Origin of the sequence: Nostoc sp. (assembly GCF_036917515.1) — a bacterium.
In the GTDB taxonomy this organism is placed as follows: domain Bacteria; phylum Cyanobacteriota; class Cyanobacteriia; order Cyanobacteriales; family Nostocaceae; genus Nostoc.
On the sequence record NZ_JBALDE010000237.1, the window covers coordinates 28,295 to 50,921 of the forward strand.

Genomic DNA, 22,627 nt, shown 5'->3' on the forward strand with positions numbered 1-22,627 from the left:
ATAGTTGCTATTTACGGATTTATTCAACCATTGTGCTTTTCTTCAATCAGCTACTTTTACAACGCGACCTTTAAGATTTTGTGCTTTTTGGTGTAATTGCTGGAAGTAATCAGTTTCTGTATTATCATCTTTGACCGTTCGTGCTTTAATTTTTTGCGCTTTTTGTTGCAGTTGCTGGAAGTAATCTGTCTGTGTGATATCAGCTACCTGACGTGCCTTTTTCGCTTCGTCAATTTCAACGTTTAATTCCATCACTTGCTGTTTGAGCTTTTGCTCTCGTGCTTTCACTTTTTGAGCCATTTGCAGGAAAACACGCACCAGTTGACCAATATCATCATTTGCATAAGAAACCTTAGCTAACTGATGATTATCAAAATCATCCTGTTCTACTAGGGATTGTGCTGCTTTTGTCAGAGCACGAATCGGTTGAGCGATACTTTGCGCCAAAATCAAGGCAATGATTGCTGCGATCGCTCCTACTGCTAGTAAGCTGCGGCTGTTCTGCCAAATGAGTTCATTTAAGGGAGCATCAAATTGTGCATTAGCTTTGTTCACCCCTAACACCCAAGGTTGCTCTTTTAAAGGGGCAAAGCCGATCATTTGCTGCGTTTGCTCAAGTGGGGAATAATAGGTGGTGTGACTTGTCTGTTTAGCTCCGACGATCGCTGCTGCTAACTCTGGAATGTTCAAGCTTTTGATTTGATCGACACCATCAAGCCTGTCAGTTTGGCTCTGCTGTTGTTTATTAGGTGGCAAGCGGACTAGGCTATGATAAAGTAGCGATTTATCAGGGTGGCTAATGATCACCCCATGCTCGTCAACTAAGAAAGCATAGCTTTGAGAACCAGCCTGCAACGCATTTACAATCGCCCAGATGTCTTCTCCCTTGATTTTTAAGACCGCTACACCTACAATCTTGCCGCCCTCAGACCGTACAGGGTTGGAGAAGTAGATACCTGGTCGTCCACTTGTTGTACCCAGTATAATGCCAGAGACGTAAGGACGACCTTGAATGCCAAAGCGGAAGTATTCACGAAAAGCGTAATTTTGAGCAATGAATGTGGGGTCGGTGGCAGCAAGGCAGCGCCCCTTTGTATCTATGATGTAGACAACATCATAGTCGGGGTTGGAGCGAAAGACGTTATCTAGCGTTCGTTGCATCGAGGTGCGGAAGGCTGCTTGCTTCTGAGGATTAGTAGCAGCCAGAAAACCCATTACATCCTTGTCAGTACTGACTTGGACAGCAACACGCTGGATGTCGATAATTAGCTGGTCAAGGCGACTAGCGTTACTGGTGGCTAAGAGTTCCAGTTTGCGGTATTCGCTCTCCTCTGCACTTTTGAGGCTCTCTTGGAGGTTGTGATAGGTGGTAAAGCTCATCGGTATGAGGGCAACTGCAAGCAGCGCTACCGAGAGTTTCGTTCTGATAGACCAGGTAGAGGGGTTAAATAACCGACGCAAGAGTTTACCAAAGCCGATTTGCTTTAAACCTGACCAGACTGTGGTGGGAGGCTGGTAAGGAACAACCTTTAGCCCGCCTGCGATCGCATCTAGCTCTGCATCACTGATACTATCACCTGACTTTGAGATTTTAGCTAAAGCAGTTTTCCATTCTGGCAGTGTAAAACTATAGCCAGCAGTTAGTACGATTTCTAAGCGTTGCTGATCACTGACAGCATTTTGCAGTTGCTTTTGCAACACTTCATCCGTGGCTATCCGCTTGTAAAAGGCTCGTGCGCTTTCAACAGACATACATTTTAAGAGGCTATTAAATGAGTTGCCTCAATCCCAGAGAGTAGCAGTAATCTCTGCCATGTCCAGGGACTGCTTCGCCTTAACAAGAACCTTTAAAAAGGCTCGCTGATTTTGCCAACCAGAACGTGGTAAGATAGGAGACTAAGCATCCAAAACACTGTTCAAAGACTCAAAATTGTCGGTTCCTTTGTTGGGAAGCAATTCTTTCTCTAAAGTAGGGGAATTAATTGTTTGGCTCATATTACACCTCTTGCTAGGGCGTAAGCAGATTTAGGTTCATCCTGTCAGCTATCTGACCACTGGATACGATCGCTACATTCAATAGAAGAGAAGCTTGAGTTACCAATTACCATTAACTCAACTTGAGTTTGGTAAAAACTTTCCTCAAAATCAAGATGTCTGAAAGTTATTCTGCCTTATTTCACAATCAGGTTTATGAAGATTCAGACATCGAGTTTTAAGACATTTAATTAGATAAGTTTATAAATGTTTATCAAGTTTTTCTCCTATATCAGAAACTAAATCTTTGCCCTCTTTGTAAACGTCGGTAACAAAGTCCTTAGCAGCGTCTACTACTTTGCCTAGTTCTATACCACCGGAAACCGAAGTAAGCTGTTCATCTGATAACTCAGTAGATTGCTGTTGGGAATCGATTTTCTTTTGGGGTTCAATTGGATTGTTTGTCATGATATGTTTCTCTTTTGGCTTTTTGGGTTTACTTCATCAAAATACTAGAGATGGCTAAAGCTTATTAATCACTTTTGCTCTGATTAAATTCATCAACCTTCCCTTGAACAAAACTGGAAGTGGAGATTTATATTTAATAGCTTAATAAATACAATAGCTGGAAACAATGCAGAATATTTTTGTGGGACTAACTATTTTTTTGTTACAGAATCTTTGTCTGGAACTAACTGTTTTTTTGTTTTGTATAAGCAAAAGTATTATCTACGAGGATTGAGGGCTATGAGGTTTATTCTGTCAGGATCTTAACTATTTTTGTTACCCGATCAGGTTAAATACAACTGCTGATACAGATATTCCTCGTTTTACCTATCCAAAGCGCTAGTTACTTCATCTTATATCTTGCATCAAGCTCAAATCCTCTAATATGGGTATTTTAGCCAAATTCCCTCTGGGAAAATTTCAGCCAGGAATTATCTTTCTACTTCTTTTATCCGTTGTGGTCGTCTCACAAAGAAATAAATTATAGCTCCAATACTGTTTGTTAAAAGAATCACAAGGATCCAAACAAGTCTGTTATTTCCATCTTTAGGTTCTTTAGTAATACAGTCGATGAGTACCCATAACCAAAATAGTAATCCCACAATCAAAAATGTAAATAATATAATGTAGAACGCCGAAAGTTTTAAAATGTTACTCAGTATAAAGCTGAAAAAAACAAAGCTAATAATTGCCAAAACTCCGTAAACAAGTGTATTTTTTTGCAGTTTATTCATCATTTTTAATTATCAAAAATCAGTTTTTGTCTTAACTTAACCAATAGGTAACAGTTGTTTTCCCAGTATCTTAGCGATTGTAAGCTTACTATTAGCGGTATTGGGTTCAGTTGCTTTTCCTTCGGTGGCTCTTTTGTGTGACTGCTGCGATCGCTGTTTCTGAAGCAAGCGGATATAAAAGGTAAAGCTAGATTAATCAGAGCTATGGCTGTTTAATGACTAAGCAGCGATCACCTAAAATCGCTACGATAACTACCAGTTGAATCAATTTATTCTTTTTATCCGCTTCTATTTTCACTTGCTGATTCAGTAATTACAACCATGTTTTTTAGAGTCCAGTCGCCTCTTGTTACTCCCACAGCAACACGCAAGGAAGTAAGTCTGGATATGCCAGCCTCAGAAGTTCATACCCGATTCCGGTGATACCTTGAAAGAAACCAGGGCTGTAAACATCTTTGGGAAGTTCGGAAAATATATAAAAACCACCAACTTGCTTCGCTCTGGCGACAAGCCATGCTGCCTGTTTTTCGACAGTATCCCTAAGTTCCGGACGTGACAACTTGGAAGCTCCTACCAATAAAAACTCTATCCTGCCAAAATTGCCACAGCAGAGATGGTCAATGTTCTGCAAACCAAACCGTTGAGTCGTATTTAATGCCACTGCAATCTCTTGGCGGATTTCTGGTGTATCGAGAATTGAAAGACTCCCTAAACGGGCTAAACCAACACCAGGAGCACCATGACACCAATTAGTCATAAAGAAAAGCTTCTTTTGATCAAGGCTAAAAGACCTCATGTCTGGCCAATTTCCAGTACTGGAGCAAAAGACACTCCGTTCGTAGGCGATCGCTTCCTCTGCTGCTTCTAGAAAAATTGTTTCTTGGGTAACTTTGTACAATCGTAATAAGGCGTAGGCAATGCCCGCTGCACCATGAGAAAATCCGGTCACTAATTTGCCTTCTAGAGTTGGCCAAGCTCTCAATCCAGAATCGCTCTTGAGACGGTTAATCAGTAAGTGATAACCACAGGCAACAGCTTGATCTAGAATAGCTGGCTCTGCTTTTACTTGGTATAAACTCAGTAACCCTAGAATTGCCCCTGCTGCCCCAGCTATGATGTCAAATTTGCGATCGCTTGTGATGCTTTCCTGAGTTATTAATGAGGCTGCCAGATTAGCAATATCCAAAAGCTCCGGTTCATCCAGAAATTTGCTGATCTGTACCAAAGCATAAACAATAGACCCTAATCCAATGCCTCCACCGATACCCTTTTGTTTGGTAATTTGACGCTGAAAACTTGGGTCTGTCTGCTGCAAGGTTTTTCTTAGGGATTGTAAGGCGCTCAGTGCTAAATCTCGAAATCGCGTGTCACCAGTAATTTTTGCCAACGCCGCTAAAAATAAAGCGACTCCGCAAACACCGTCATACAACCCATCGCCCAACGGCTGAAGTTGGAACCGTTGAGCCTCTGGAATGTATCCCAAGCCAATCCAGCTAACACTACCGTCAGCGGCTTGAATTGCTCGTTGTTGGAGTTCTTTGGCAATCTCTACTGCTTCCTGCACCAACTGTGCTGGTATCAAGTCAGGTGCAGTATCCAGACTAGTAATAGGATATTCAGTGGGTGCGACACTGGTCATTCCACGAGCGACCCGCGAGTATAAAGAACCTCTAATAATGGCAATCTGTTGGACTAAATCTGCATGATTTAACTGCTGTATACGAGAAATTACTTGGTCATAGCTAGGTTCTTTAATATATTCCTCAATTATCTGGTTAGGGTTGACTATCAGAGCATCACTGCTTGAGTCGGTAGCAAAGTAAGGAATATCCATTTGTTCTGAGGCTTGTAGTTCTGCCGACAGCATTGGCCAGATGGCAGGTTTCGTATCAGCCTTCAAAAATGCTCGGCTTAACACATCCAGCTCTATACTGCGATCCATACCATGCCGCAGGAATTTTGGTTGCATGGCCTTGTATAAAAGCTGAGCATAGACAATGCTAAGACGAAACAAAAACCGTACTTTCTGATGAGCCAGAGCCGCTATGGGACTATTCTGTGTTAGAAGTACTTCTCGTCGTTCTGACAGGAACTGATGCATCTGCTCGAACCCACCGACAAGTTCATCAACATAATCACTGGGTAACAGGGTAGTGCCATTGAGAGAAAGTGCATTTGCTTTGGGTGGCATGATCTCAAACTCGTACCCTAATGCCATGTTGTCACTGTTGACGTTTTTCCACTTTTGGGTTTTGACAGAAATTTCCTGACCAACTCCTCCTAATCCAGTCGTGTCCTCAGCCTTTTCTCTATTTGGGTCAAATGCCCAGTTTGGCAAAAGTCCGGTTCGCAGTACTGAGTTAAAAAATTGTTGATTCACGAGGGATTGTGCATTTTCTTCTTCTAGAGCAGGGTCAATATCACGAGCATCGTGATGTAAAAGGGCTTCCAGATCCACCAGTACTGGGTGTTCCTCACTAGCGACCAAGTTTTCCTGATGGAAGTCAATTCCTTGCAGCACGTAGATTAGACATACAAGCATCCCAGCTGGTAGTATCGCTGTGCTGCTGCTTCATCTTTACAGGGCAGATGCTCTACGTACTCCATCCAACCGTGAGTTTTGCAGTCAATAACTTTGAGTAGCTTGAATGGTAGTAGACTTCCCTGCTGATTACACCAGTTGAGCAACTGAAAATACGCTGCCTCCAAGCTTAAGCCTCTAGGTTTGTATACCAGTTTTAAGCCAGAGGCAAAGGTTAGAATCATTACAGAGCGTCGTCGATTGTGAGGGTCTGAAAGGTTTAATTGGATGGCAATGACCTGATCTATGTCGTCTTGGAACGTCTGCTGAATAGTTGGCCAGTCTAATGCCAGTCGCTGGAAGAATTCGGCTTTTTCCTCAACCCAAAGATCCATTAGTGTTGCTACCAGTCGAGCCAAGACGCTGTACTTCTGGAAGAAGGATAGCAGTTTGCCTGCTTTAAGATCGTTAATAAAGGTTTGATACTGCTCACGAGAGTTACTGCTTTGCAGACGTCCGAGTAAGAGAGTGAATGGGGATTGTTTCAGAGCTTTGAATAATGAAAACTCAATGTGTAGAGATTTGGCAAACAAAATCCCTAGCTTTTTTAACAGCTGGCGCTCAAGGCTAATGTGAACTGCTTCAGTTAGTAGATGCCAACTCTCGCCAACCTGAGCAATAAGTTTTTGCCGTGCTACTTGCACAAAGGGTAAATAAACTTCTTCAAAGGGAATGGGATCTTCGGGATCTAGACAGCGTTCCACATCTGAATTATCTGTGTTCAAGTCTACCTCTAGAGCTTCCCACAAAGTCTCTGTCCAAGAAGGAAGTTGTTTTGTATCAGCAAGACGAACATCGCCGAGAATATCAACAACAGTATTGGTATTTAGACCATCCCAAGCAAGGCGTTTGGCAAATTTTTCTGTGTTGCCTTTTGCGACAACCTGACACCAAGCTTCCAAGCGGGAGTGTACCTGCTTATCGTTGACATTTTGTTTATCAGGGATGAAGCGATCGCTGAGTCTTTCAGAGAGTGTACTAGCTCGCTCGACTATTTTGATTAAATCTTGCTGTGAAACTTTCATTTAAATAGCTATCCTAATGCTGTAAATTGCACAAACAAACCTTCATGGTATTTGCCAAAGTGATGAACTGCATTAATTCTATGAAGGTTTGTCTATAATTCCCTAGAAGGGTAAAGTATACCCGCTCAGAACTGCTAGCCAAAACAAAAGCTTGGGTTTCACCGAATATATTTTTCCCTAAGCTTTGCCTCTACACCATATTTAATTGATGTAAGTGCTTTACTTTTTCCTCGTTATTTACATTCCGTTTTAGTTGAACCCAGAATGTTTATTTTAGTGATACCTAGATACTTGTAGCTTAGCGGATGTAAACCCAGAATCACAATCTAAAATCTTTCGATCAGACTAACAATTTTTTAGATCGTGTTTAATATTCAAAGATAATTTTTGGATAATTCCCTCAAATCTGTTATCTTATCTTGTTCTTGCTTGTGTACTTGTTTCGATTTATCTAAATAATTTAGATTTTTCAGCTTTACTGTTTGTTACTACTATTTTTTTCGGTCTTCTTCCTAAAAAAAATAGATTGACGTTAATTATTCGTATCGCTATTCTAGTTTTTGTCAACCCTATTTAGGATATTTGAAAATGCACGCAGAACTCAAAAAATTTATTTCTCAGTCCTTAAATGCACGAGCCGAGTTAGAACAAAAGCTCATTGAGCAAGCCTGGGAAAGTGAAACCTTCAAACAGGAATTAATCAACAATCCCAAGGCTGTTATTAATAGAGAGTTAAGACAACAACTTCCAGAAGATGTGGAAATTGAAGTCCTTCAGGAGACTAGCAAAAAGGTTTACCTGGTTCTTCCGGAAAACCCTGCTCAAGTTGGATCTGGGGTAGAGTTATCTGAAGAAGATTTAGAAAAAGTTGCAGGTGGCATTAGTGTTTGCCTTGTCATAACCAGCATTGACCAATGTATCAACAACAGCGATACTACAGGTGCCCAGGATTTAGTATAAATCTAGATCTAGTTAGATCTAGCAAATTAATGATCGGCACAAGTAGAATTAACCCAATGAGTTTGAGCAGGGAATTCTGCTGCGCTCATTGGGTTTTCTTGCATAATTAATATTATTTTTTTGAATCTTTTCCTAAAGAATTCAAATTGATGGTCTGGTTTCGGTTAATCCTCATTAGGAGACACCACACTGCATAAAGCTCTGAAAGAATTTATCGCTCAGGCTATAGACCCCAGTTCTGATTAGTGTAATCTTAGCCTGTCAGTAAACAGCAGTAAATCTATCTTTAAACCAGTGAATCTTGAGAATATTCTTAAACACTATACTATGAGAGACTTGAAACTCCTTCAAAAAATCGTCACTTCAGGGGCAATTGTGACAACTACCGCATTCGGAAGCTTCGTTGCCAAGGTACAGGCGGCTACGTTCACTTTGCCAATCGAATCAGCAGCCAAAGCTACAGGGGTTGATAATTTGCGCGATCGCTACGGTCTAGATGGCACCGGAATTACCATCGGTGTGTTATCCGATAGCTTTGCTACAGCAAAGACCGTTAATACCTCTGGTAACCTGGATACTTATGCCAGCAACGTCGCTGATAACTATTTACCATCTGGCATTAAAGTCTTAAAGGACTATGCTGGGACTGATGCTAAAGATGAGGGTCGCGCCATATTGCAGATCATCCATGCCGTGGCTCCGGGGGCTAAATTAGTGTTCCACACAAGCACGGGTGGTGCAGGAGCCTTTGGTCAAGGCATTCAGGCTCTAGCTACTGCTGGGGCTGACATCATCGTGGATGATGTTAGATATGGATACCCCCCGCTTCAATCTTCTAATTTACCTTTAAACTTTTCAGATATAGAGCCTCCGAACGGGCCTATCAACCAAGCAATTACTACAGTAGTCAACCAGGGGATTTCTTACTTTACTAGCGCTGGTAATGGAGATTCTCCCCCCGATGGTAATAATCCCGCCGATAGCAAAGTGCCTGATATACCAATATACGGACACGGGAATAATCCAAATGCACTGACTGCTGGAGCAGTGTACTACGGGAACGCGAAATCCTACTCAAACAATGCGTTTGATATTGTTGTAGAGCAGGGGCAACTAGAACCCTTCTCTTCGGAAGGCATCCCAGATTTGCTCAAGCCGGATGTTGTGGCTCCGGACGGCCTAGCAATTTCCTTCAACTTGAGTGGAGGTTCCCCAGTTGATGCCGACTCCGACTTCTACAGTTTCTTCGGTACCTCGGCATCGACTCCTTTCACAGCCGCAGTGGCAGCACTTTTACTAGAGGCCGCCTCAAGCGCAACACCCAGTGGGATCTATGATGCTTTAAGAGATACGGCTGACAGCCCTTTGTCGGGTTTTGACTCTCGACTTGGCTTTGGTCTGATCCAGGCAGAAGAAGCTGTTATAGCATTGGGTGTGGAACCCAAACCAGTCCCTGAACCTTCTGCAACTCTAGGGTTGCTATGTGTCGGTATTCTAATTGTTGGTCTGTGTCTAAAACGTACTCAACAGAGGTCTAAGGCTATAGTTAAGCCCAGTGAGAGTCTTGCCCTAAGTTCAATTAGGACTTATGTAATTACCAGAGGAGTCATTGCACGATGCCTGAAGGAGCGACCAATCAAACGGCAGCCGTTTTTGGGTGGGACTGCAATCGCACTTAACTCCACAAACAATTCAACAGTAGTGTTTAGCGATCGCTAAGGCATTCATGCTGGAGTGGACAGCAATCGATTGGCGTCATCAGCTAACTGGGGAATATGTATTTCTAGAAGCTAATCCCAGTCCCATGTTTGTGTACTTTGAGAAGCAAACGGGTTTTTTGATTACTGAGGCGCTAGTTCAGTTTTTAACTACTGGATATGCTGCGCCTTGCGCCAAACTTGGGGCGTAGTCCCGTGATACTGGCGAAACTGACGGAAGAAATGACCCTCATTCTGATAGCCCACAGCCTCAGCAATCTGATTTGCGGACTGGTTAGTTTCTAAAAGTAAGGCACGCACTGCTGCCATTCGGCGCTCGACAATCCAATGATTCACTGGTTTTCCCGTCTGGCGTCGCACTAGGTCGGTTAAGTAAGCTGCGGAGTAACCAACTGCTTGGGCTACGTTGGACAGGGTAATCGATTGATAATAATTGGCTTCGATGAAGTCAAAAACCTCTTTCAGTTGAGGGCAAGTAGGCAAAAGCGACTGCGGATCTACGGATTTGGCTGTGTCAGTACTTTGTGGCTCTGGAACTCGCTGGGACTGAACAATATAGCACTGCTGCATAGTTGCTTGTTTTTTCAGTCGAGTTGCGATCGCTCCTAATAATTCCTCTACTGTCGAGGGCTTGGTAAGATAATCGTCAGCTCCCAAATTCATTCCGTGACGAATCTCAGTTTTAGTAGTTTTCGCACTAAGAAAAATGAAGGGAATCATTGCTGTTAAAGGGTTTTGGCGTAAGGTTGTGAGGACACCGTAACCATCAAGTTCTGGCATCATTATGTCGCAAAGCACTAAATCAGGCAAGTGTTCTTGTGCTTGCTGAATGCCGACAAGACCGTTTTGAGCAGCGATAGCTTCAAACCCTTCTGCTTCTAAACTGTCTAAAAATATATCTCGACTTTCTGGCTCATCTTCAATGACTAAAATCTTTGTCATGGTTTCGCCTTGATATTTAGTTATTTATCAGGTGAATAACGAATTACAGCGATTTATAATTGGGTAAATCATGTTGTAGGGGCGCAAGACATTATGCCACTATAACCTGATTGAGTTTCAATAGCATGAAACACCTCTGTATGAATTTTCATCATCTTTCCAGCTGTGCTGTGCAGAGATTGTCATAGCAGGGGCAGCGTAATTGTGAACGTAGTACCCACCCCAACTTCAGTGGTAACGGTGATTTGACCACCATGTAGGTCTATAAGCTTTTTGACAAGAGCCAACCCCAATCCATTACCTGGGATCTTCGCGACATTCGCACCCCGATGAAATGGCTTAAACAGTCGTTGTTGATCTGCTATCGAAATGCCAATTCCTTGATCCTTAATCTGGAAAATTACTTCTCCATCCTGGCAAGAAACTACTAAATCAATCGTGCTATCACTTGGTGAATACTTGACCGCATTTGAGAGCAAATTCCTGAGAATAGGCTGTAGCAATTTTTTATCCAGGCAGACTGTACAATCACCTTGGCTAACTAAGGTGACTGTGTGCTGGGGAGCCATTGCGTTGCAAACTTTCCCAAAATTGGAGCAAGTGGCGTTGCTTTCGTTCAAATTCATTTCTGCCAATATGTCACGGCAAAATTGGATCGGGTTAAGTGGTTTTGGCTCAAACTTTAGCTTTCCTACTTCCGCTTTACCATTGATGAAAATTTCATCCGTCAATTGGCTAATTTGTTCAACTGCTGTTTGTAGGCGCTGTAAATACTGTAGTTTTTTCTCTTCAGTCCATCGGTGAAGATGACGTTTCAGTAAACTAGTAGAGAGTGAGATGACGTTCAAGGGAGTGCGAAATTCATGAGAAACCATAGATAAAAAGTGCGCTCTGTGTTCATTGAAAAGTTTTTCTTGTTCTAGAGCAAAGCGAATTTCTCTTTCTGTTTGCTTGTGTGCAGTGATCTCCCGAAAGCTCCATACAGTGCCAATAATTTGTTCACCTAACCGCAGAGGTTGGCTGTATGGCTCGAAGACCCTGCCATCGTTGAATTCTAAAATACCGTAATCTTCAAAATCTAATTGATTATCCAGTTCTTGAATGCGTCTGCAAAAAATTTCTGGATTTTTAAGTTGGTCTTTATAAAAAGTTAAAAATTGGTTATGCTTCTGTGAAATAATGAGCGAATCTGGAATCTGCCACATTTGGAAAAATTTCTGATTTGCACAAAGGATATCTCCCTTACAGCTGATTGCAATAATACCGTCAGCAGTAGAATCTAAAGTTGCTTGAAGCAAAGAAAGGGACTTTTGTAGTTCTGTCTCTGTCTGCTGATACAAAGCTTGATCACGACACAATTGCTCGGAAGCAGCAGTTAAGTCAGTCAAAAGCTCTTGCACTTTTGACTCTAACGCTATATTGCTTCTCTGTAAGTCCAAAAAACTCTGCTGGCGTAAGCGAAGCTCGTCGTAGACATCGCTTAAATCACGATCCCAAGTATGCGGTAGTGTGACTTGAAAATTGCGTTGTTCTAAAATACCGTCATTAGAAAACATACTTCCACTCCTGGTAATTACTGAATGAGGTTTTGAAGATTAGTTTCCATCCTCAAACTGCTGGTAAGCTGTTGCACTTTTAATTTGAATCGATAAAGCCAAATTAATACCGAGCTTCCAAAATCTTTTTTAAAGTCAATTCAGGTATTCAAATTCAGCAGTCGTTAGCTTACCTTGCTGAACGCCTGCGATCGCCACATCATTTTCTTCGCACCGAGTCCAAGCTCCAAAGCTAACCGATCATGCGAATCAATCTAACCTTCTTGCTATACCAACGCTATAAAGTTTTCTACCCCAATAGTGCTAGTTTGTATTCCAACAAGTTCCGCTAGTTTTTCTTGTGTATCTGTAACCTGAATTGAAGTGCTAAAAATGCCTTGTGTAATTGTGATCTGCTCAAATGTCAGATTCCCTAAGATGAAAAAGTCCTCTCCATCACGATAATCAATTATTTTGTCTTGCCCACCTCCTGATTGCAGCACAAACCGATCAGCTCCTTTACCACCAATAAGGATATCGTTGTCTTTACCGCCATCGAGGACATCATTGCCATTACCTCCTAATAAAATGTCTTGCCCGTCTCCTCCTACTAAATAGTCTTGCCCTCCCCGTCCAACTAGAATATCAGCGCCTTTGTTTCCATAAAGATTGTCAGCAGAATCTGTCCCGTAAAGAAAATCAGTACAGTTAGACCCTATCTTTTCTGAAACAAATGCTTCTATAACAGCCCGATCTGCTTGTACAAGCCCTGAACCTTCTTCTATAGAAAGCGCAGTATTTTGGACTTTAGTACGAATCTCTTCAGGAGTTAGATTTCCATCGGCTCGATCTAACATTAATGCTACTAAGCCTGCTACGTGAGGTGCAGAGGCGGATGTTCCTCTAAAAACAGCAAATCGAGAGTCAGGAGCAAAAGCAGTTTCAACTCCATCTGGTGCATAGACTTCTGGCTTATTTCTTAAAATAGGTTTAGTCAGTCTATTTCCTTCCGAGTCCAGCAGAATAGGAGAACCCCCCCGACTTGAATAACTCCTAATTTCAGTAGGATTATCTATATTTGTTGCACCGACTGTAATAGAGTTGGGTGCGTTGCTAGAACCATAAACTGTTCGATTATTCGCGCTTTCATCTATATATTCATAATCAGTGCTACGATCCAGCCCGTTAGCACCACTTATCCACTTAAAAAAATCAGTTTTGCTATTTTCAGTATCAGCAAGTTTTGCAATAACGAAGTATAATTCTTCACCTTTATTGGGAGCATACGAAAGCACTGCAAGCGCTGTGTCTACAAGAGACTCGTTAGGTGAAACTGAGATTCTAACTATATTATTTAAACTGGGCAATTCTGGTGTATTTACTAAAAACTGAATATATTTAGATTCTACTTTTCCAGTAGGTTCGTTCCACGATAAAAACGGTCTGATTAGCGTGTTTTCTTCTAATACATTGACGTTTTGGAAGATATCTATATTCTCTCCGATATCAAAATCATGAGCTTGAAACTGAAGACCTCCTAACTCAAATTCTGCTCCTACACGAAATTTTCTTTCATACGAAATTCCTCCGTTATTACCAGCAGCAGAAATAAAAGTTACACCTTTATTTACTGCATATTCTACAGATTTGGCTGCTTTGCCATCTTGAAGAAGAGGAGATGCTAGAACAGAATCTTCAACAATAATATCTACACCCTGTGCTACAAGTGCAGAAACAGCTTGAGAAAAACTTTCCTCAGTGACAATAGCCTCATCTTCATCGTCTAAAACAGTATGAAAAAAAAGTTCTGCACCTGGAGCAATATCATGAATTATTTGACCTAAAGCCCTACCCTCATCATCAGCATACAAAGGATTACTACTGTCTGCAATAATCTTGACAGGTTTATTATACCCAAGAATATTATCTTTGCCTGGTAAATCCCCGCTTTTAATATCTGTATCTAACCCAGATAAAGCATTAAAGCTAGTCGAGATAATCCCTACTTTTATTCCACTTCCGTCTACGCCAAAAAACTGTCGAGCTACGTTCGCTTTAATCGCTCTATCGCCTAATGTTGTTACTTTTCCAACCATGATGATAAAGGTAATGTGAACTATAAAGACTTAATTGTTTGCATAATTACTCTAATAGTATCAATTTTTGAATCCTACTAGAGTAATTTTTACTTGATTGACCAACAAATCTTGCTTGTATAGGTTGGTTGAATTCGTAAAAGCAAAGGGAGTTTGTTTTTGTTAGGTTTTGCTACGCTCAATATCAGCCTATGAAGCATTAAGGAATGTAAAATATTTGTCAGGAATCAAGCTTCTTTTGGCTTCTAATTTGGAGTAGATAAAGCAGCGCCAAGCGGACCTCCAGGTAATCCAGCAACAAAGCCACCAATTGCTCCAATGAGCGCATCATCATATTCTCTCTTTGGAGATTTCCCATCTCTACGTGCAATTTCCCCGGCAACAAAAGCACCACCAGCAGCACCAAAAAGTCCACCAACGATGTTGTCTAGCTCGTTATCGTCTAGTTCAACAACCTGATAGCCTTCAGAATCAAAAAATAGGTCGGAACCAGTAGGACGCAAATCAGAAATATTGATAGTAGCCATTGATTTTTCCTCTTAGACGAAGTTGTTTGTAATTAGATTAGCTGTATATTACCTAATCATATTTCAATCTTTAGAGATTTAATCTATAATTTCAAGACTTAAAAACTTCTTCTTTATGCAGAATTACATGAGTTATGTTTTAATTATTAAAATATTTAATATTCATAAATAAAAGTACTTTTATCTGAAAAATTACAGTGCAGTAGCGCGTTACTACTGCTAATTATCTAATTTCAAATTGAAGCTATGTTTTCTGTTGTAAATGGTGCTGTTTTTAGTTTGTCACACCATTAAAGCCTATAAAGCCTAACTTCTGACTGTTCATCCGAATATTGTAAAGCTTTGTAACGAGATGTGGAATTCCCGGAGTTTTGATTCAGAGAAGTAACAGAGGTTCTCAGGAATTATCCAGATTAATTTCTATCTGGGCATTGCAAGTTATACCAGGAGGAATTGCTGTGGACAAGCAAGGTCTATACTTAACAAGTTTTCAGCGTAAGCTTTTGCTCAAGAGTCTAGAAACAGATTTACGTCCAGAATACCGCCGTCGCATTGAAATCATATTGTTGGCAGATGCAGGCCAATCTCAGACTCAAATTTGTGAAGCATTAAGATGCTCTCAGGAGACGGCACGGCACTGGATGACGATCGCCCAAACAGGTCAAGCTCACCATTGGAGCGATCGCCCGATGGGTCGTCCCAAGGCTGTGAATGAGCAATATCTTATTCGTTTGCAAGAACTGGCAAGCCATAGTCCACGTGAGTATGGCTATCCATTTCAACGCTGGACAGGACAATGGTTAAGCAAGCATTTGGCTAAAGAACTGGGGATTAAGGTTAGCAGTTGCCACATTAACCGTTTGCTCAAGGAAATGGGGCTTTCTACTCGATTGCGCATACACACTACTGACAAATATTCCTCAACTCAAGAAGACTCCAGTATTAAGATTGGCGATTTGCCGTCGAACACTGAACCTAGTTTATTGTGGCAATTCAGTTTGATGAAAACCAACAATTAATTCCGCACCTGGAAAGCTATGATTCCGAATTAAATCTACGTTTCCAAAGCAACAACTAGGTCAACAACTCACCCAAACTTTGGGTCAACCTCTGTTAGAACAGGAACTTTCAAATTGCCTTCAACAAATTGAAATCATAGAATCAAATGCAGGTAAATTGTTTTGGCAGGCATCAGATGCTACGGTTGGTATTTATATCATCCTGACGGGTAAGGTCAGACTGCTCAATAGCACAGATAACTTAATCGCTTCACCGGGAATGGGACGATCATTTAGTGAGCTAACCCTGTTTCCAGAAGAAGGCTTTCAGCCTTACACTACTAAAGCTTCAGTAAACCTCAAATTTTGCTATATTCTGGGAGATTGTTTGCGATCGCTCCGTTCTCAAATTGGTGTTGTTGACCAAGATACTTTTCTGTTCGGTGGTACGATTCGAGAAAACATTAGTTTAGGTTATCCAGAAGCAACTTTAGAAGAGGTAATAGAAGCAGCGCAACAAGCAAGAGCGCATGAAGGTACAACGTTATCGATGAATTAGAAATTGCAATGCCACAGACTTATATTCAAAGTGGAAACAAACGTATTGCTTTAACGCCTGTTCAAACAGCAACTGCTGAGGTAATTGTTCGGCAGCGCCGTATTGTTGATTTTGTGCTAGATCCGTTTAAAAAGTTGCAAAAAGGTGGTTTAAAACTCTAAAAAAAGGAAATTTCAAAAATTTACGTTTTAATATTTCATTTTTAATATTTTTAAATTCAGCTTCAATTTGATCCCTAAGGAGTTTTAGTATGTTAGAAGCACCAACCGTTTCTCTAGACGAAATTATCAATCAAATCAAGCTTTCATGTCAAATTCCTTCTGTGATAGAAGGTGTTCTTACTCGCAAGATTATTTCACATACGGCACAAGAGGTTGGTATTAAAGTTGAGCCAGAAGAACTACAGCAAGCGGCAGATAGCTTGCGTCTGATGAACAAATTGATTAGCGCTGATGCTACTTGGTCATGGCTAGAAAAACACAGTTTATCTCTAGACAAGTTTGAAGAATTAGTTTATTACACAGTAATTTCCTCAAAATTAGCTCAACATCTGTTTGTAGATAAAGTTGAACCTTTTTTTGTAGAACATCAGATTGATTATGTCCAGGTAGTTATGTATGAAGTGGTTTTAGATGATTTTGATTTAGCTATGGAACTGTTTTACGCATTGGGTGAAGGTGAGATGAGTTTTCATGAAATTGCTCATCAATATATTCAAGATACAGAACTACGTAGAAAAGGAGGATATCGAGGCATATTAAAACGTGCAAATTTGAAACCAGAAATTTCTGCTGCTGTCTTTGCGGCAACTCCACCGCAAGTTATCAAACCAATATTGACATCGATTGGGGCGCATCTGATTTTGGTTGAGGAACTCATTGAGCCACAATTGGACGAGATGTTGCGCTTAAAAATTATCTCAGACTTGTTTTATGAATGGTTAAAGCAACAAATTGAGCTAATTTCTGGTTATTCCGCTCTTTTTATGGAGAATTAATAGTAAAATACCAGTATATGGCAACAGGAGATCCGATTCCTCCACCCTTATCAGTTTAGCTGTATTAAATTTATGCTAGTAAAGGTTCCCAAACTTCCCCATACTTCTCTTTTAGAGTTTCCCAAGCTTCCACTTGTCCTGGTTCATATTCTCCCGGTTTACCCCATTGTAAAAAGAGGCTTAAAGCAGGCTCCTGTTTATCATCTAAAAACCGGATGGCATAGGTTGTAAAGTTACCTCTCTTCGCTTCACCTGTTTCAAATTTCACCTGAGTGATTTTATCCATATTCAAGTGAAACTCAAAGCCTTCAGTATGCATATTTGCATATTTACCTTTGGGCAATTCTGCATAAAATAACTTTTCTACTTTGCCTCGTGCTTCTAACACAGCAGCGCTGCTAGTAACAATTAAACGCAAAGTTCCCAAAGTCTCGCAAGCTGCTAAAAATTCTTTTAATGTTGTGGTCATTTGTCATTTGTCCTTTGTCATTGGTTAAACGATGATTTCTAACTAATGCTCAATGCCTTATGCCCCATTCCCAATCCCTATTTTTCATATTGTTCATAAGCAGCGACAATACGCTGAACTAAAGGATGACGCACAACATCTCTTTGGGAAAATTCACAAAAGGCAATGCCTTCAACGTGTTTTAAAATTTGTAAAGCTACTCCTAAACCTGATTGTTGGTGAAGTGGCAAATCAGTTTGTGTCATGTCGCCTGTAATCACCATCCGCGAACGGAAGCCCAAACGAGTCAAAACCATTTTCATCTGAGCGGGTGTAGTATTTTGAGCTTCATCGACAATTACAAAAGCGTTATTGAGGGTGCGTCCCCGCATATAGGCGAGTGGTGCGACTTCAATCACACCGCGTTCCATTAAACTGGGTACTTTTTCTGGGTCGATGAATTCATAAATAGCATCGTAAAGTGGGCGAAGATAGGGATTAACTTTCTGCTGTAAGTCTCCAGGTAAAAAACCGAGTTTTTCGCCGGCTTCGACGGCAGGGCGAGTTAAAATTAGCTTTTCAAACTGATTGGCAAGGAGTGCTTGGACAGCAACAACAACAGCGAGATAAGTCTTGCCGGTACCAGCAGGCCCAATCCCAAAAGTAAGATCGCGTCTGCGGAGTGCGTCGATATATTGGCGCTGGCGAAAGGTTTTGGCACGGACTTCTTCACCTCGGCGACTTTTGGCGAGGACATCTCGCTGTAAATCTTGCAGTTCCCCTTGCCGATCGCTATCTATGGCTTGACGAGCTGTTAAAATATCGGCACTGGAAATGGTATTGCCTTTAATCCAGAGGTCTTCAAGCGATCGCACTAATCGAGAAGCCAGATCGATTTGCTTTTCGGTACCAGAAATGACTAATTCCTGTCCGCGTAGCACTAAAGCGGCTCCTGTTTGCCGAGATAAGATTTTGAGATTTTCTTCTCCATCTCCGCTAAGAGCGATCGCACTGGGAATATTCGGCAGCTGAATTGTTAAAGCACCTGCCATAGTATTTCGTAATTGGTGAGGATCTGTGTTTGACAAAGGTTAATCTTTTCTCGCTAACGGCGAAATTACGCTTTTATTACTTACATTGTGGAAAAATTTTTGTCATAAATTAATCGGTTGTAGGGGCGTACAGCTTGCCTTCATCCCCTAACCCCTTCTCCCATATTGGGAGAAGGGGAACTGGAGAATTTACTCCCCTCTGCCAATATGGGAGAAGAACTGGGGGTGAAGGCAAAACTCATGCACTCAGAAGATTTAATCTGAAGTTGACACCAATGCAAAGCTGTACGCTCCTACTGGTAAAGAGTCCAAAAAAAGATTCAAAAATCTTTTTACTAGTTTCCATCTTTATAAAAATTCTGAGCGGAGGTAGCAACAACCGCTCAGATTTGCTCTCTAGTTTCAACCTAGCGGAGGCGGGGTTTAACAATGGGTTTAGACCCATCATTTCCACGCGGTTCTCTCCTAGTGGGTGGTGGCGATCGCTCTTCTGTCTCTTCATCAAAAGACATACCCTCACGGCCTGGCGTGGTGCTGCCGTAGATATCCAGGTATGTTGATTGCCCAGCTGCGGCTGCGGCTGCGGCAATTACTGTGCGAATCGCCTGAATATTGCGTCCCCCTCGACCAAACACTTTCCCTTTATCTGTGCTTTCAAAGGCGATGCGAACCCAAACCCGATTCAGGGACTGAGAAATTTCACAATCGACGCTTAATGTCTCTGGAGATTCCAAAAACGGCTGCACCAAAAACCGAACCAGCTCAACATAGTTGGGGCTAGCTGTTGGGAGTTTTGTTTTCAAATTATGATGCGGCTGTTGCACTGACCTGCTCAAAAACATTAGCTTTTACTAGAATGCGACGAACGGTGTCAGTAGGTTGAGCGCCTTGTTGTAGTCGCTTGACGATAGCGGGAACGTCTAGTCGCACTTCATCAGTTCTGGGGTTATAATATCCCAACTCTTCTAAGGGACGACCATCGCGGCGAGCGAGGTTGTTAATGGCGACAATGCGGTAACTTGCTTCCCGCTTTTTACCGAATCGCTTCAGGCGCAGTTTGATCATGATTGAAGAATCTATTCTCCTAATTGGTAAGTATGCCGAAATGCTAATTTTAGCACTCGTCTAGCATTTGCTGCTATTAGTCATTAGTCATTAGTCATTTGTCATTAGCAAACTACCTATGCCCCATGCCCCATGCCCCATGCCCAATGACTAAAGATTGCCAAAGCCTTTTTTCTTTTTATCTTTGGGTTTTTTCTTTTTCGTGGCTGAGGCACCATCATAACCTCGCCATCCAGGGGCTGGGGGACGATTTCCCGCTCCGGCAAAGGCGTTGCCCATGCCGCCACCGCCGAACATTCCCGGCATTCCAGGGAAGCTACCTTGACCCATTTGCTGCATGAGCGATCGCATTTTTTGGAAATCACCCACCAGTTTGCTGACATCTGACTCTCTATAGCCGGAGCCAGCAGCAATCCGCCGCCGCCGACTGGGAGAACTGGCTAATAAGTCGGGGTCGTGGCGTTCTTGGCGAGTCATGGAGTTAATCATCGCCTCACACCGCTTAAGCTGGGTTTCTCCCTGTTTGAGTTGATCGTCTGAGAGCTTGTTCATTCCTGGAATCATCTTGATCAAGCCTCCCAGAGAACCCATGTTCTTCAGCATCCGCAACTGCTTGAGAAAGTCAGTAAAGTCAAACTTTGCTGACAGAATTTTCTCCTGCATTTTCTCAGCATCTGCTAAGTCAAATTCTTCTTGGGCTTTTTCTACCAGGGTTAATACATCGCCCATTCCCAGAATCCGCGATGCCATGCGATCTGGATAAAACGGTTGCAGTGCCTCGACTTTCTCACCTACACCCACAAATTTAATCGGCGCTCCCGAAATTTTTCGCACCGAAAGCGCTGCACCACCACGGCTATCACCATCCATCTTGGTGAGAATCGCTCCAGTAATGCCGATCTGCTCGTGGAAGGTGCGGGTAAGATTAGCTGCCTCTTGACCAGTCATTGCGTCCACCACCAACAGAGTTTCATCAGGTTGGACAGTTGCTTTGATGCGGGCTAATTCCGCCATCATATCTTCGTCAATTTGCAGACGACCAGCAGTATCAATAATTACTGTGTTGACACCTTCTGCTCTGGCGCGTTCTACACCTTGCCTTGCGATTTCTACGGGATCGGCGTCGCTTCCTAGTTCAAATACTGGTACGTCAATTTGCTTACCCAACGTCACCAACTGGTCGATCGCAGCTGGGCGATATACATCTGTCGCCACTAACAAGCAGCTACGCTCTAATTTACCGAGATGTAAGGCTAACTTAGCGGTAGCCGTGGTTTTACCAGTACCTTGCAATCCAGCCATTAGCACAATAGTAGGCTGTTCTTGGGCTTCTGCTATGGGAACATTCTCTTCTCCCATCACCTGCACCAGTTCATCGTGAACAATTTTGATAAACTGTTGGTCAGGTCGCACGCCGGTAATCACCTCGGCTCCCTGTGCCTTGGCTTCGACTTCGCTAATAAAATCTTTGACTACCTGGAGATTGACATCTGCCTCCAACAAGGCGCGGCGCACTTCGCGCAATGCATCTTGAATGTTGGATTGAGAAATTTTGTCCTGTCCCCGCAGTTTTTTCCAGGCGGATTCTAAACGGTCAGATAATGCATCAAACATAATGTAATTACAGGTAGTTCGCCAATGGGGAATTCTAAACCGCGGATGAATGCGATTTGGAATTTCCGCTAAAGTTTAAACGTGCTATCTACCAGCTTAGTATTTTTCACCCCGACTGTAGCAATCAGATACGGATTGGGGAAGAAGTAAGGGAGCTGGGGAGCAGAGGAGAAGTTGCAGTAAGTTTTTTTTCTCAGCAAGAACAGCACCCCGCCCCTCTGCCTCTTTTCAATAGTGGGAATTGGGGACTCTGATGATTGAATATTGGCTACTGCTGCGATTGCTAATTCGTAATATTATCTAGTTAGGTAGCTACGGTAGCCAAGATGTCGCAGCGAATCAAAGTATACTCATACTCGATATACCACTCGTCAAATTCATATATTGGTATTGCTCTTGCAGAAAAAGCTTTGCGCGGATTGCCTGTTGACATTGAACGACGACCAATTTATATACCGAAGGAGCGTGGGATAAAGGTAGCTGATCTCCAAGGACGAAGTGAAAGCGCTCTTTTATCGTCCTATCACAAAGAAGATTGTCTGCGGTGGGCAAAAAAGTACGGTATTGAAATTCGGCTCAAAGAACTTGAAGAATTTGGTATGTGGGTCAAGCGCTGGGAGAAAATGAAGTTTGGTCGTGAAGAACTTCCCGCAAGGGCATATTACGCTGCTTGTGGAACTGGGAAGGAGCATCTGCTTGATGCCGCTTTCTTTCGAGCAACGTACATTGATCTACTTGATGTCAACGATGAGTCTGTGATTAAGAAAGTTGCAGATGATGTTGGGCTGAATGGCGATCGCATTCTTGAGTTAATCTACGGGGAAGCAGCCAAACAAGCAGCAGTAGCAGCTTTGGCAGAATATGAACAGTTTGGCTGTCCCGGAGTCCCGACTTGGGTAGTGGAAGGCGAAAGATTTTGGGGAAAGGATCGTGTAGATTGGGTAATAGAAAAGGTAAAACAATTAATTATCTAATATTGCTGTAACCAAAATAGTACTGAGTAAAAAAGTGATGATTTTTCAGATGAATGCATATAAATCATCACTTGGTCTCTTTGCTTATTCCTGGTCTAGCCCCTTAACTTTAGCTACTGGTTTTTTAGTTGTTACCTGATAAATCGGCAACTCAATCACAAACTCTGTACCTTTGCCAAGTTCAGATTGGCAGTATATCTTGCCGTTATGTTTTTCTGTGACTATCTGATATAGCAGTCGCCATCTTAGTTAGGACGTAGAATATATAGAGAAGTGATTGATTTCTGCATTCGTATGGCAAACCCTTACAGTTATGATCTA

The 22,627-nt window shown here is 42.1% G+C and carries 19 protein-coding genes and 1 pseudogene; 7 read left to right on the top strand and 13 right to left on the bottom strand.

Annotated elements, in window-relative coordinates:
* Positions 1 to 42: 42 nt before the first annotated feature.
* From V7K89_RS30925 to V7K89_RS30935, 4 genes and pseudogenes are all read right to left on the bottom strand, one after another.
* Positions 43 to 1,752: a Nif11-like leader peptide family RiPP precursor gene (locus V7K89_RS30925; protein ID WP_335194184.1), complete on the bottom strand. Its 1,710-nt coding sequence runs from the start codon at positions 1,750 to 1,752 to the stop codon at positions 43 to 45.
* Positions 1,753 to 2,235: 483 nt separating this feature from the next.
* On the bottom strand, positions 2,236 to 2,442 hold the full coding sequence (locus V7K89_RS30930; RefSeq protein ID WP_335194186.1) for a hypothetical protein: 207 nt from the start codon (positions 2,440 to 2,442) through the stop codon (positions 2,236 to 2,238).
* A gap of 470 nt (positions 2,443 to 2,912) precedes the next feature.
* Entirely contained in the window at positions 2,913 to 3,218 is a 306-nt protein-coding gene (locus tag V7K89_RS36195; RefSeq protein WP_442941810.1) for a PLDc N-terminal domain-containing protein, read from the bottom strand.
* Positions 3,219 to 3,564: 346 nt separating this feature from the next.
* A pseudogene (locus tag V7K89_RS30935) lies at positions 3,565 to 6,821 on the bottom strand (type 2 lanthipeptide synthetase LanM family protein).
* A gap of 588 nt (positions 6,822 to 7,409) precedes the next feature.
* Between V7K89_RS30935 and V7K89_RS30940 the strand changes: the two are divergent.
* Together V7K89_RS30940 and V7K89_RS30945 are read left to right on the top strand one after the other, a co-directional pair.
* Positions 7,410 to 7,781 (top strand): NHLP leader peptide family RiPP precursor, encoded by a 372-nt coding sequence (locus tag V7K89_RS30940; protein WP_335194188.1) that lies wholly within the window; start codon positions 7,410 to 7,412, stop codon positions 7,779 to 7,781.
* A gap of 375 nt (positions 7,782 to 8,156) precedes the next feature.
* A complete protein-coding gene (locus V7K89_RS30945) occupies positions 8,157 to 9,500 on the top strand; it encodes a S8 family peptidase (RefSeq protein WP_335194190.1) in 1,344 nt (447 codons plus the stop codon).
* 149 nt (positions 9,501 to 9,649) lie between these two features.
* Here V7K89_RS30945 and V7K89_RS30950 read toward each other — a convergent pair whose 3' ends face one another.
* The 4 genes from V7K89_RS30950 to V7K89_RS30965 form a co-directional block, all read right to left on the bottom strand.
* Positions 9,650 to 10,441 (bottom strand): response regulator transcription factor, encoded by a 792-nt coding sequence (locus V7K89_RS30950; RefSeq protein ID WP_335194191.1) that lies wholly within the window; start codon positions 10,439 to 10,441, stop codon positions 9,650 to 9,652.
* Between the two features lie 182 nt (positions 10,442 to 10,623).
* Positions 10,624 to 11,997, bottom strand: a complete 1,374-nt coding sequence (locus tag V7K89_RS30955) for a PAS domain-containing sensor histidine kinase (RefSeq protein WP_335194192.1) — start codon at positions 11,995 to 11,997, stop codon at positions 10,624 to 10,626.
* Between the two features lie 266 nt (positions 11,998 to 12,263).
* Positions 12,264 to 14,072: a S8 family serine peptidase gene (locus tag V7K89_RS30960; protein WP_335194194.1), complete on the bottom strand. Its 1,809-nt coding sequence runs from the start codon at positions 14,070 to 14,072 to the stop codon at positions 12,264 to 12,266.
* Positions 14,073 to 14,317: 245 nt separating this feature from the next.
* A complete protein-coding gene (locus V7K89_RS30965) occupies positions 14,318 to 14,599 on the bottom strand; it encodes a hypothetical protein (protein ID WP_335194196.1) in 282 nt (93 codons plus the stop codon).
* A 416-nt stretch (positions 14,600 to 15,015) separates the two neighbouring features.
* Between V7K89_RS30965 and V7K89_RS30970 the strand changes: the two genes are divergently transcribed.
* The 4 genes from V7K89_RS30970 to V7K89_RS30985 all read left to right on the top strand — a co-directional run bounded on the left by V7K89_RS30970 (position 15,016) and on the right by V7K89_RS30985 (position 17,153).
* Entirely contained in the window at positions 15,016 to 15,618 is a 603-nt protein-coding gene (locus V7K89_RS30970) for a helix-turn-helix domain-containing protein (RefSeq protein WP_442941811.1), read from the top strand.
* Between the two features lie 79 nt (positions 15,619 to 15,697).
* Positions 15,698 to 16,156, top strand: a complete 459-nt coding sequence (locus V7K89_RS30975) for a hypothetical protein (RefSeq protein ID WP_335194198.1) — start codon at positions 15,698 to 15,700, stop codon at positions 16,154 to 16,156.
* 8 nt (positions 16,157 to 16,164) lie between these two features.
* Complete coding sequence (locus V7K89_RS30980) at positions 16,165 to 16,317, top strand: hypothetical protein (RefSeq protein ID WP_335194200.1); 153 nt, start codon at positions 16,165 to 16,167, stop codon at positions 16,315 to 16,317.
* A gap of 89 nt (positions 16,318 to 16,406) precedes the next feature.
* On the top strand, positions 16,407 to 17,153 hold the full coding sequence (locus V7K89_RS30985) for a peptidylprolyl isomerase (protein ID WP_335194202.1): 747 nt from the start codon (positions 16,407 to 16,409) through the stop codon (positions 17,151 to 17,153).
* A gap of 70 nt (positions 17,154 to 17,223) precedes the next feature.
* Here the strand turns inward: V7K89_RS30985 and V7K89_RS30990 are convergent, their stop codons facing one another.
* The 5 genes from V7K89_RS30990 to ffh all read right to left on the bottom strand — a co-directional run bounded on the left by V7K89_RS30990 (position 17,224) and on the right by ffh (position 21,332).
* Positions 17,224 to 17,622 (bottom strand): ChuX/HutX family heme-like substrate-binding protein, encoded by a 399-nt coding sequence (locus V7K89_RS30990; RefSeq protein ID WP_335194204.1) that lies wholly within the window; start codon positions 17,620 to 17,622, stop codon positions 17,224 to 17,226.
* A gap of 77 nt (positions 17,623 to 17,699) precedes the next feature.
* Entirely contained in the window at positions 17,700 to 18,653 is a 954-nt protein-coding gene (locus V7K89_RS30995) for a PhoH family protein (protein ID WP_335194215.1), read from the bottom strand.
* 407 nt (positions 18,654 to 19,060) lie between these two features.
* Positions 19,061 to 19,495 carry a KH domain-containing protein gene (locus V7K89_RS31000; protein WP_335194205.1) on the bottom strand — a complete coding sequence of 145 codons (435 nt, stop codon included), beginning with the start codon at positions 19,493 to 19,495 and terminating at the stop codon, positions 19,061 to 19,063.
* A complete protein-coding gene (gene rpsP, locus V7K89_RS31005) occupies positions 19,458 to 19,718 on the bottom strand; it encodes a 30S ribosomal protein S16 (protein ID WP_335194207.1) in 261 nt (86 codons plus the stop codon). Before rpsP ends, V7K89_RS31000 begins: the two co-directional genes overlap by 38 nt.
* 150 nt (positions 19,719 to 19,868) lie before the next feature.
* On the bottom strand, positions 19,869 to 21,332 hold the full coding sequence (gene ffh / locus V7K89_RS31010) for a signal recognition particle protein (RefSeq protein ID WP_335194209.1): 1,464 nt from the start codon (positions 21,330 to 21,332) through the stop codon (positions 19,869 to 19,871).
* Positions 21,333 to 21,658: 326 nt separating this feature from the next.
* Between ffh and V7K89_RS31015 the strand changes: the two genes are divergently transcribed.
* Complete coding sequence (locus V7K89_RS31015) at positions 21,659 to 22,306, top strand: DsbA family protein (RefSeq protein ID WP_335194211.1); 648 nt, start codon at positions 21,659 to 21,661, stop codon at positions 22,304 to 22,306.
* Positions 22,307 to 22,627 lie beyond the last annotated feature (321 nt).

Excerpts from the sequence above, each read along its gene's own strand:
- V7K89_RS30925 (WP_335194184.1), bottom strand. The coding sequence starts at position 1,752 with ATGTCTGTTGAAAGCGCACGAGCCTTTTACAAGCGGATAGCCACGGAT.
- V7K89_RS30930 (WP_335194186.1), bottom strand. The coding sequence starts at position 2,442 with ATGACAAACAATCCAATTGAACCCCAAAAGAAAATCGATTCCCAACAG.
- V7K89_RS36195 (WP_442941810.1), bottom strand. The coding sequence starts at position 3,218 with ATGATGAATAAACTGCAAAAAAATACACTTGTTTACGGAGTTTTGGCA.
- V7K89_RS30940 (WP_335194188.1), top strand. The coding sequence starts at position 7,410 with ATGCACGCAGAACTCAAAAAATTTATTTCTCAGTCCTTAAATGCACGA.
- V7K89_RS30950 (WP_335194191.1), bottom strand. The coding sequence starts at position 10,441 with ATGACAAAGATTTTAGTCATTGAAGATGAGCCAGAAAGTCGAGATATA.
- V7K89_RS30955 (WP_335194192.1), bottom strand. The coding sequence starts at position 11,997 with ATGTTTTCTAATGACGGTATTTTAGAACAACGCAATTTTCAAGTCACA.
- V7K89_RS30960 (WP_335194194.1), bottom strand. The coding sequence starts at position 14,072 with ATGGTTGGAAAAGTAACAACATTAGGCGATAGAGCGATTAAAGCGAAC.
- V7K89_RS30965 (WP_335194196.1), bottom strand. The coding sequence starts at position 14,599 with ATGGCTACTATCAATATTTCTGATTTGCGTCCTACTGGTTCCGACCTA.
- V7K89_RS30980 (WP_335194200.1), top strand. The coding sequence starts at position 16,165 with ATGCCACAGACTTATATTCAAAGTGGAAACAAACGTATTGCTTTAACG.
- V7K89_RS30985 (WP_335194202.1), top strand. The coding sequence starts at position 16,407 with ATGTTAGAAGCACCAACCGTTTCTCTAGACGAAATTATCAATCAAATC.
- V7K89_RS30990 (WP_335194204.1), bottom strand. The coding sequence starts at position 17,622 with ATGACCACAACATTAAAAGAATTTTTAGCAGCTTGCGAGACTTTGGGA.
- V7K89_RS30995 (WP_335194215.1), bottom strand. The coding sequence starts at position 18,653 with ATGGCAGGTGCTTTAACAATTCAGCTGCCGAATATTCCCAGTGCGATC.
- V7K89_RS31000 (WP_335194205.1), bottom strand. The coding sequence starts at position 19,495 with ATGTTTTTGAGCAGGTCAGTGCAACAGCCGCATCATAATTTGAAAACA.
- rpsP (WP_335194207.1), bottom strand. The coding sequence starts at position 19,718 with ATGATCAAACTGCGCCTGAAGCGATTCGGTAAAAAGCGGGAAGCAAGT.
- ffh (WP_335194209.1), bottom strand. The coding sequence starts at position 21,332 with ATGTTTGATGCATTATCTGACCGTTTAGAATCCGCCTGGAAAAAACTG.
- V7K89_RS31015 (WP_335194211.1), top strand. The coding sequence starts at position 21,659 with ATGTCGCAGCGAATCAAAGTATACTCATACTCGATATACCACTCGTCA.